Below are 8,757 nucleotides of genomic sequence, written 5' to 3'. Positions count from 1 at the left end.
GCCGAGCTGGTCCAAGCCGCCGTCGCCGCGCTGGCGGAACGGCTGGATGAGGTGCTGCGGGCTTCGCGCGTCACCGAGCGCCGCCCGCCGGTCCAGGTGATGCGCGACACCGCCGCCTTTCTGGCCCTGCCCGACCTGCGCCCGTTCCGCGCCGTATGGGCCGACATCCTGGCGCGGGGCGGCCGGGGCGAAGCGCCGTTCGCCGCCATCGCCCGGGCGCAGATCGAGGGAGCCATCGCCAGCCTGGAAGAGCAGCTCGACCTCGCGGACGCCGCCGAGCGCCGCCGCGTCGCGGCCGCCATCCTGGCCGCCATCGAGGGGGTTTGGCTGCTGGGCATGGTCGCGCCGGGCTCGACCGAGGGGGCTATCGACGTCCTGATGGGCGGATTGCGCTCTACTTCGAAGCGCTAGAGCCTTTTTCGGTCCGATAACCGTTTCACACCCATCGAAAATGCTCTGGCCCTCCAGCCGACAACGGGCTTGGCGGGGCGAGCGAAAGCGGTCATGTGCGTGGGATGGACCGCCCCGCCGCCTCCGCCCGCCTGATCGACAAGGCCCTGGCCCCTCGCTTCGCCCTGCTGTGCCTGGGCATCTGGCTGAACGCCGCCGACACGCTGGTGACGGCGACGATCATGCCCAGCGTCGCCCGCGACATCGGCGGCTACGCCTATTTCGGCTGGTCGGTGGCGGCCTATCTGACCGGCTCGATCGTGGCCGGCGCCTGTTCGGGCAAGCTCTCCATGGCGCTGGGCCTGCGGACGGCGACGGCGCTGACGGGCCTGGTCTATGCGATCGGCTGCGCGATGAGCGCCCTGGCGCCCGAGTTCGTCACCTTCATCCTGGGGCGGCTGGTCCAGGGCCTGGGCGCGGGGGCGGTGGTGGCCTTGTGCTACGTCGCGATCACGGCCCTGTTTCCCGAGAACCTATGGCCGCGCGTCTATGGCGCGGTGGCCGGCGTGTGGGGCGCGGCGACCCTGCTGGGCCCGACGCTGGGCGGGCTGTTCGCCGCCGCCGGCTTCTGGCGGGGGGCGTTCTGGATGTTCGTGGTCCAGGCCGTCATCTTCGTCGGCGCGGTGATGGTCATGCTGCCGACCGATCACGCTGACCGGGGGCGAGGCCGGATCCCCACCTTGCAGCTCGTCTTGCTGGTCATCGCCGTCAGCCTGATCGGCGCGGCCGGCATCGTCGCCTCGCCCCACCTGGCCGTCGTGCTGGCGCTCGGCGGCGTCCTGGGCATGGCCGCCATGCTGGCCGCCAACGCCCGCACCCACGACCGCCTGCTGCCGGCCTCGGCCGCCGACCTCACCACCGCCACGGGCCTCGGCCTCTTGACCATCTTCGCCTGCGAGGCGGCGGTGATCGGCTTCACGGTCTATGGTCCGGCCTTCATCCAGGCCCGCCACCACGCCTCGCCCCTGACGGCCGGCTATGTGGTCGGCGCCATCGCGGCCGGCTGGACGCTGTGCGCCATGCTGGTCGGCAAGGTCCCGGCGCGGAAGGACGGCGGCTTCGTGCGACTGGGAGTCGGGGTGATCCTGCTGGGCGCCCTGGCCAGCGCCTGGACGGTGGCGCGCGGGACGATGATCGAGACCGCCGCGGCCTTCGCCGTGCTGGGCGCGGGCTTTGGCCTGGCCCACGCCTTCATCGCCCGCCGGACCATCGCCGGCGCCCCGGCCGAGGAGCAGGCCATGGCCTCCGGCGCCGTGCCGACCGCCCAGCTGATCGGCGGCGCCACGGGCGCGGCCGGGGTCGGGGCGATCGCCAACCTGCTGGGCTTCAGCCACGGGATCGACCCGACCCTGGCCCACGGCCAGGGCCTGGTGCTGTTCACCGCCCTGATCCCGCTGGCGGTGGTGGGCTTCGCGGCGGCGTGGCGGCTGGGGCGGTAGGGCTCTACGCCTCCGCCAGCGCCGACGCCTCCACGAGCTTCACCACATCCCCCATGATCTCCGTGATCTTGAAGTCCTTGGGCGTGTAGATCCGCGCCACGCCCATCTGTTTCAGGATCAGGGCGTCCTCGGGCGGAATGATGCCACCGGCGACGACGGGGATGTGGCCAAGGCCTTCGGCGCGCATCACGCGGATGACTTCCTGCACCAGATCCAGGTGCGAGCCCGACAGGATCGACAGGCCGACCACGTGGGCGCGGCTTTCCTTGGCGCGGCGGACGATCTCCTCCGGCGTCGAGCGGATGCCGTCATAGACGACCTCCATGCCGCAGGCGCGGGCCCGTGTCGCGATCTGTTCGGCGCCGTTGGAGTGGCCGTCCAGGCCCGGCTTGCCGACCAGGTAGGTGAGCGTGCGGCCCAATACCTGGGAGACGCGCTCGACCTCCTTCTTGACCGCCTCGACGTCCTCGGCCTCGCCGGTGGAGACGACCACCGCCACGCCGGTCGGGCCGCGATACTCGCCGAACACCTCGCGCAGGGCGCCGGACCACTCGCCGGTGGTGACCCCAGCCTTGGCGGCGGAAATCGAGGGTTCCATGATGTTTCGGCCATCGCGGGCGGCGGCCTTCAGATCGGCCAGGGCCGCTTCCACGGCGCCGGCGTCACGCGCCGCGCGCCACGCCTTGATGCGGGCGACGACGTCGGCCTCCAGGCGCGGATCGACCGTCTCGATCGAACTCTCGCCGGCCGAAAGGGGCGAGGCCTCGGTCTCCGTCCAGCGGTTGACGCCGACCACGGTCATGTCGCCGGTCTCGACCGAGCGGACCCGTCTGGCGTTGGAGGACACCAGCTCGGCCTTCATGTAGTCGATGGCGTTCTGGGCCCCGCCCATCTCGTCGATCAGCGCCAGTTGCTCCAGCGCCCCCTTGGAGAGCTCCGCGACCTTGGCCTCGACCACGTGGGAGCCGTCGAACAGGTCCTCGTATTCCAAGAGGTCGGTCTCGTAGGCCAGCACCTGCTGCAGGCGCAGCGACCATTGCTGGTCGAACGGACGCGGCAACCCGAGGGCCTCGTTCCAGGCCGGCAATTGCAGGGCCCGGCAGCGGGCGTCCTTGCTCAGCGTGACGGCCAGGGCCTCGATCAGGATGCGGTAGACGTTGTTCTCGGGCTGCTGCTCGGTCAGGCCCAGGCTGTTGACCTGCACCCCGTAGCGGAAGCGGCGGGCCTTCTTGTCCTGCACGCCATAGCGCTCCAGCAGGATCTGGTCCCAGAGCTTGGTGAAGCTGCGCATCTTGCACAGCTCGGTGACGAACCGCACCCCGGCGTTGACGAAGAAGCTGATGCGCGAGGCGACGATCTCGAAGTCCTCGTCGGGAACCTGGCCGCCGGCCTTGACGGTGTCGAGCACGCTGATGGCGGTGGCGAGCGCGAAGGCCAGCTCCTGCTCCGGCGTCGCCCCGGCCTCCTGCAGGTGGTAGCTGCAGACGTTCATCGGGTTCCACTTGGGAACCTCGCGATAGCACCAGGCGATCATGTCGCCGATCAGCCGCAGGCTCGGGCCCGGCGGGAAGATGTAGGTGCCGCGCGACAGATATTCCTTGATCAGATCGTTCTGGGTCGTGCCCTGCAACAGGCGGCGATCGGCCCCCTGTTCGTCGGCGAGGGCCACGTACATCGCCAGCAGCCAGGCGGCCGGGGCGTTGATGGTCATGGAGGTGTTCATCTTCTCCAGCGGGATTTCGCTGAAGAGCTGGCGCATGTCGCCCAGGTGGCTGATCGGCACCCCGACCTTGCCGACCTCGCCCCGCGCCAGGATGTGGTCGGGATCGTAGCCGGTCTGGGTGGGCAGGTCGAAGGCCACCGACAGGCCCGTCTGGCCCTTGGCCAGGTTGGCCCGATAGAGCGCGTTCGACTTCTCCGCCGTCGAGTGCCCGGCATAGGTGCGGAAGATCCACGGCGGATCGGGCGCGTGCTGGTACGGCTTGTCGGTCATGGTCGCTCCCGGGAACTTATTCTTGATTATCGCCGATCATGATCCGGGATTTGCTGCGATGCAATATGCGTTTCGCGGGTGCGAAACTGGAAGAGCCTGGAACCCTCTCTCTTTGAGAGAGGGAGGGGCCCGCCGCCGCAGGCGGTGGGAGGGTGAGAGGTTTCACCTCCACCGGAAAATCCCAATTCCTTCCGTTGGCGACCGCTAGGCGCGCATCCATGCTGACGTCATGGACAAAATCGCCCAAGCCCGCCGCCTGCGGCGCGACCAAACCCTGGCGGAGAAGGTCTTCTGGGCCATCTTGCGCAACCGCCGCCTAGGTGGGTTCAGGTTCCTTAGACAGGTTCCAATCGACCGCTACATCGCCGATTTTGTTTGCGAAGCAGCCAAACTGATCGTCGAGCTCGATGGTCCTGTCCATGATGGGCGAGAAGACCACGACGCGCGTCGCACCGAGGCGCTGGAGCTGTACGGCTACACGGTGTTGAGACTGCGCAACGAGCAGGTTCTGGCCGATCCCGGCGGCACGATGGACATGGTCCTCGCCGCGCTTCGTTCTGGGCGGGTGTAACCTCTCACCCTCCCATCGCTGCGCGATGGGCCCCTCCCTCTCTCTCAGAGAGAGGGAGTCTCCCCTACCGCCCCTCGAACACCGCCTCGCGCTTTTCCATGAACGCCGCGCGGGCCTCGGCGTGGTCGGCGCTGGCGGCCAGGGCCGGGATCTCGGTCCGCGTGGTCGAGGCGCCGGAGGCCACGCGCTTGGTCGCCGCCACGGCCAGGGGCGCGCGGGACGCGATCACCCGCGCCATGGACAACGCCTCGGGCAGCAGGGCCGGGGGCGAAAGGACGTCGGCGACGATCCCGTCGGCCAGGGCCCGCCGGGCGTCGAACGGCGCGCCGGTCAGCAGGTGCGGCTTGGCGCGGCTCTCCCCGACCAGCTTCACGAGCCGCTCGGCCGAGGCCGTCAGCCCCATCCGCACCGCCGAACAGGCGAAGTGGACGCGGTCGCTGCACAGCCGGATGTCGGCCGCCAGGGCCAGCTCCAGCCCGCCGCCGATGCACCAGCCGTCGATCGCCGCGATCACCGGGACGCGGGCCGCGGCCACCCGGTCGCACATCGCCAGGAAGTTCAGGATCGCCGCCGTCTGGGCCTCGACGTCTCGGGTCAGCGACTCGGCCAGATCATCGCCCGTGCAGAACGCGCCGTTGCGGCCGGCCAGCACCGCCGCCCGCACCGCCCCATCGGCCTCGACCGCGTCGAAGGCGTCCAGCAGGCGGACGCGTTCGGCCATGGCCAGGACGTTGGCGGGGGCGACGTCCAGCTCGATCAGGACGATTTCGGGTTCGGGGCGGGAGGCGTGGATCATGCGGCAACGCTGGCTCAGCTGGGCGAGTTCGGCAAGCCTTCCCCGGCGCGATGCTGCGCCGCACAAGATTCCGCTTGCCAGTTTCAAACAGTTGTCTCAGCCTAGGCGACTTCCGGGGTGATTTTTCCTCTCGGAACCCACAAAACGACCCCCTGGCGGAGCGAAATACCCGCTTCGACCGGCGGGCGCGCAGACGAGATTGACCTTCTCGCGTTGTTGCAGCGCAGAAGGAACGGGGAGTGAGATGATGACCGCGACGCCAATGGCTATCCAAGACAAGCCCGTGCTGAAGGACCTCTACGAGATCGGCGAGATCCCGCCGGCCTTCCACGTGCCCAAAAACATGTACGCCTGGAGCATCCGCAAGGAGCGCCACGGCAAGCCGTCCACCGCCATGCAGGTCGAGGTGGTCCCCACCTGGGAGATCGGCGAGGACGAGGTGCTGGTGCTGGTGATGGCGGCTGGCGTCAACTACAACGGCGTCTGGGCCGCCTTGGGCGAGCCGATCAGCGTGCTGGACGCCCACAAGCATCCCTTCCACATCGCCGGGTCCGACGCCTCGGGCATCGTCTGGGCGGTGGGCAAGAAGGTCAAGCGCTGGAAGCTGGGCGACGAGGTCGTCATCCACTGTAACCAGGACGACGGCGACGACGAGGAGTGCAACGGCGGCGACCCGATGTTCTCGCCCAGCCAGCGCATCTGGGGCTATGAGACGCCGGACGGCAGCTTCGCCCAGTTCTGCCGGGTGCAGTCGCGCCAGCTGATGCCGCGCCCCCAGCACCTGACCTGGGAAGAAAGCGCCTGCTACACCCTGACGCTGGCGACCGCCTATCGCATGCTGTTCGGCCACAAGCCGCATGAGCTGAAGCCCGGCCAGAACGTGCTGGTCTGGGGCGCCTCGGGCGGCCTTGGCGTCTTCGCCGTGCAGCTGGCCGCCGTGGCCGGGGCCAACGCCATCGGCGTGGTCAGCTCCGAGGACAAGCGCGAGTTCGTGTTGTCGATGGGCGCCAAGGCGGTGCTGAACCGCAACGAATTCAACTGCTGGGGTCAGCTGCCCAAGGTCAACGGCCCCGAGTTCAACGACTACATGAAGGAAAGCCGCAAGTTCGGCAAAGCCCTGTGGCAGATCACGGGCAACAAGGACGTCGACATGGTGTTCGAGCACCCTGGCGAGGCCACTTTCCCCGTCTCGGTGTTCGTCGTCAAACGCGGCGGCATGGTGACGATCTGCGCCGGCACCAGCGGCTTCAACCTGACCATGGACGCCCGCTTCCTGTGGATGCGCCAGAAGCGCGTGCAGGGGTCGCACTTCGCCAACCTGATGCAGGCCAGCGCCGCCAACCAGCTGGTCATCGACCGCCGCGTCGACCCGTGCCTGTCGGAAGTCTTCCCCTGGAACGACATCCCGGCCGCTCACGAGAAGATGCTGGCCAACCAGCACCTGCCCGGCAACATGGGCGTCCTGGTCTGCGCCCAGCGCCCCGGCCTGCGCACCTTCGAGGAAGTGCAGGAACTGAGCGGCGCTCTGTAGCGGAGCGGACCTGGTCGGGTTCTCCTCCCCCTGTTCGGGGGAGGAGGGGCGGTCCCATGAACCATCCCCTCGCTAATTTACCAAATACTCAACCCGAGCTGGCACTGTCGCCGCCATGCTCGCCGGGAAGCCCATGGGGGGCTCTCGACCGGCGCGCCGAGAGGGCAAGTCAATGGCGGGACCGACCGTGGCGGAACTGACCGCAATCGCGAAGGCAGGAGGCGGCTTCGAGCTTGACGCGACCGCCTACAGCGCGGCGGAGGTGCTGGAATTCGCCGACAACATGTACCAGGGCTCGCGGCTGCGGATTCGCAACGCCTGCGCCTGGAGCGTCGAGGACCTGGCGCTGGTCGCCCAGACCGCGCCGCCCGGAACGGCCGAGTTCGTCTTCTAGAGCGCGAAGGACTTCCCGCCCTACAATCGTCCGCGCGATCCGCCCTTCAGGCGGTCGATCGCCCGGGTCGGACGGGGCTCGAGGCCGCCGCCGACCGGCGGAAAGGCCTCGGAAAGCCGTCCGTCGGGGCGGGACGGCCTGGCCGTCGGCGTCATCGCCGCGACCTTGCGGGCCTGGGCGGCGATCTCGCCGCAGGCCTTGGCCTTGTCGCGGGCCTTGCGGATCAGGGCGGGATCGTCGCTGGCCGCGATCGTCTCCCAGGCGGCGTCGAGGGCGGCCATCAGCTTGGCTTGCAGGCGGTCGCACCAGGTCTGAGCGGTGGCTTGGGTCATGCGAACAGCTTGAGGCCGCGCCGGAGGCCGGGGATAAGAAACCTGCGTTTTCCTGTAAGCGGTTGATTTTCTGGCACTTCGTTCTGAAAGGGACGGGGATTGGGATCCTTCCCCGCGTTTCGGGGGAGGTGGCCCAGAGGGCCGGAGGGGGCAAGCTGAACGCAAGCCGCGTTAGCCCCCTCGGTCGCGGAGTTTATCCTCGGGCCGACCTTCGGTCGGTCCCGGGGGCGACAGCTCCCCCGCGATGCGGTGGAGCATCCCACCCCTGTGGATAACTTTCGACGCCTCGCGTTTCGAAAGAGCGGGATTGCCAGCCGCCCCGCCCGGCCGCACAGTCGCGGCCTGATCTCGGGGGGAGATCACGGGGGAGAGTAAGATGGGTTGGGGTGGTAAGACCGCGCTGACGGCCGTGGGCCTGGTGCTGGCGGTCACGGCCGTGGTGGCCGTGCGGACGGCGACGTTCAAGGCGCCCGCCCAGGTCGATCCCGCGGAGATCAAGCTGGCCCCGGCCCGCCCGGTCGACGTCGCCAAGGCCGCCGACCATCTGTCCCAAGCCGTCCGCTTCCAGACCGTCAGCCACCAGGACAGGGCCGAGGACCAGCCGGCCGAGTGGGACAAGCTTCACGCCTGGCTGCAGGCCACCTATCCGCAGGCGCACAAGGTCATGACCCGCGAGGTCATCGCCGAGCACACCCTGGTCTACACCTGGGCGGGCTCCAACCCCGCCCTGCCGCCGATCGTGCTGATGGCTCACCAGGACGTGGTGCCGGTGACGGCGGGCAGCGAGGGCGCCTGGACTCACCCGCCGTTCGACGGCGTGGTCGCCGACGGCGCGGTCTGGGGCCGGGGCTCGATCGACGACAAGGGCTCGCTGGTCACGCTGTTCGAAGCGCTGGAGACCGTGGCCGCCAGCGGCTTCAAGCCGGTCCGCACCGTCATCGTGGTCAGCGGCCATGACGAGGAGGTGCGCGGCGTCGGGGCGCGGGCCGCCGCCGCCCTGCTGAAGTCGCGAGGCGTGAAGGCCCAGTTCGTGCTGGACGAGGGCATGGCCGTGGTCGCCGACCACCCGGTCACCGGCAAGCCGGCCGCCATCATCGGCACGGCCGAGAAGGGCTATGCGACCATGAAGGTCGTGGCCCCGGCCACCGGCGGCCACTCCTCGGCTCCGCCCAAGGACGGCGGCGGCGTCGTCACCCTGTCGCGCGCCGTTCAGGCGATCAACGACCACGGCTTCCCGATGCGGTTCCAGGG

Annotated in this window: 9 protein-coding genes; 6 read left to right on the top strand and 3 right to left on the bottom strand. The window is 69.3% G+C overall.

The genetic code is table 11. The annotated features are described in order from the left end of the window. Positions 1 to 411: hypothetical protein (locus VJ655_RS04255; protein WP_324109822.1), on the top strand; the 411-nt coding region annotated here is incomplete at its 5' end. 104 nt (positions 412 to 515) lie between these two features. Continuing rightward, the gene (locus tag VJ655_RS04250) at positions 516 to 1,889 is read left to right on the top strand and encodes an MFS transporter (RefSeq protein WP_324109821.1); all 1,374 of its coding nucleotides are present in this window, start codon (positions 516 to 518) and stop codon (positions 1,887 to 1,889) included. Positions 1,890 to 1,893: 4 nt separating this feature from the next. On the opposite strand, the gene VJ655_RS04245 is transcribed toward VJ655_RS04250, so the two are convergent. Then, positions 1,894 to 3,882: a protein meaA gene (locus VJ655_RS04245; RefSeq protein WP_324109820.1), complete on the bottom strand. Its 1,989-nt coding sequence runs from the start codon at positions 3,880 to 3,882 to the stop codon at positions 1,894 to 1,896. 229 nt (positions 3,883 to 4,111) lie between these two features. On the opposite strand from VJ655_RS04245, the gene VJ655_RS04240 reads away from it, so the two are divergent. Next, positions 4,112 to 4,453, top strand: a complete 342-nt coding sequence (locus tag VJ655_RS04240) for an endonuclease domain-containing protein (RefSeq protein WP_324109819.1) — start codon at positions 4,112 to 4,114, stop codon at positions 4,451 to 4,453. Positions 4,454 to 4,517: 64 nt separating this feature from the next. On the opposite strand, the gene VJ655_RS04235 is transcribed toward VJ655_RS04240, so the two are convergent. After that, on the bottom strand, positions 4,518 to 5,249 hold the full coding sequence (locus VJ655_RS04235; protein WP_324109818.1) for an enoyl-CoA hydratase/isomerase family protein: 732 nt from the start codon (positions 5,247 to 5,249) through the stop codon (positions 4,518 to 4,520). A gap of 262 nt (positions 5,250 to 5,511) precedes the next feature. Between VJ655_RS04235 and ccrA the strand changes: the two genes are divergently transcribed. Then, entirely contained in the window at positions 5,512 to 6,780 is a 1,269-nt protein-coding gene (ccrA, locus tag VJ655_RS04230) for a crotonyl-CoA carboxylase/reductase (protein WP_324109823.1), read from the top strand. Between the two features lie 172 nt (positions 6,781 to 6,952). Then, on the top strand, positions 6,953 to 7,174 hold the full coding sequence (locus tag VJ655_RS04225; protein WP_324109817.1) for a hypothetical protein: 222 nt from the start codon (positions 6,953 to 6,955) through the stop codon (positions 7,172 to 7,174). Positions 7,175 to 7,194: 20 nt separating this feature from the next. Here the strand turns inward: VJ655_RS04225 and VJ655_RS04220 are convergent, their stop codons facing one another. Further along, entirely contained in the window at positions 7,195 to 7,506 is a 312-nt protein-coding gene (locus tag VJ655_RS04220) for a hypothetical protein (protein ID WP_324109816.1), read from the bottom strand. A gap of 376 nt (positions 7,507 to 7,882) precedes the next feature. Between VJ655_RS04220 and VJ655_RS04215 the strand changes: the two genes are divergently transcribed. After that, the coding region (locus VJ655_RS04215) for a M20 family peptidase (protein WP_324109815.1) at positions 7,883 to 8,757 on the top strand (875 nt) is incomplete at its 3' end.

The sequence above is a fragment of the Caulobacter sp. genome, assembly GCF_035254145.1.
GTDB lineage: Bacteria > Pseudomonadota > Alphaproteobacteria > Caulobacterales > Caulobacteraceae > Caulobacter.
The sequence above is the reverse complement of the archived record's forward strand: the minus strand, read 5'-3'. Positions and strand labels throughout refer to the sequence as shown.

Excerpts from the sequence above, each read along its gene's own strand:
- VJ655_RS04225 (WP_324109817.1), top strand. The coding sequence starts at position 6,953 with ATGGCGGGACCGACCGTGGCGGAACTGACCGCAATCGCGAAGGCAGGA.
- VJ655_RS04250 (WP_324109821.1), top strand. The coding sequence starts at position 516 with ATGGACCGCCCCGCCGCCTCCGCCCGCCTGATCGACAAGGCCCTGGCC.
- VJ655_RS04245 (WP_324109820.1), bottom strand. The coding sequence starts at position 3,882 with ATGACCGACAAGCCGTACCAGCACGCGCCCGATCCGCCGTGGATCTTC.
- VJ655_RS04235 (WP_324109818.1), bottom strand. The coding sequence starts at position 5,249 with ATGATCCACGCCTCCCGCCCCGAACCCGAAATCGTCCTGATCGAGCTG.
- VJ655_RS04240 (WP_324109819.1), top strand. The coding sequence starts at position 4,112 with ATGGACAAAATCGCCCAAGCCCGCCGCCTGCGGCGCGACCAAACCCTG.
- ccrA (WP_324109823.1), top strand. The coding sequence starts at position 5,512 with ATGGCTATCCAAGACAAGCCCGTGCTGAAGGACCTCTACGAGATCGGC.
- VJ655_RS04220 (WP_324109816.1), bottom strand. The coding sequence starts at position 7,506 with ATGACCCAAGCCACCGCTCAGACCTGGTGCGACCGCCTGCAAGCCAAG.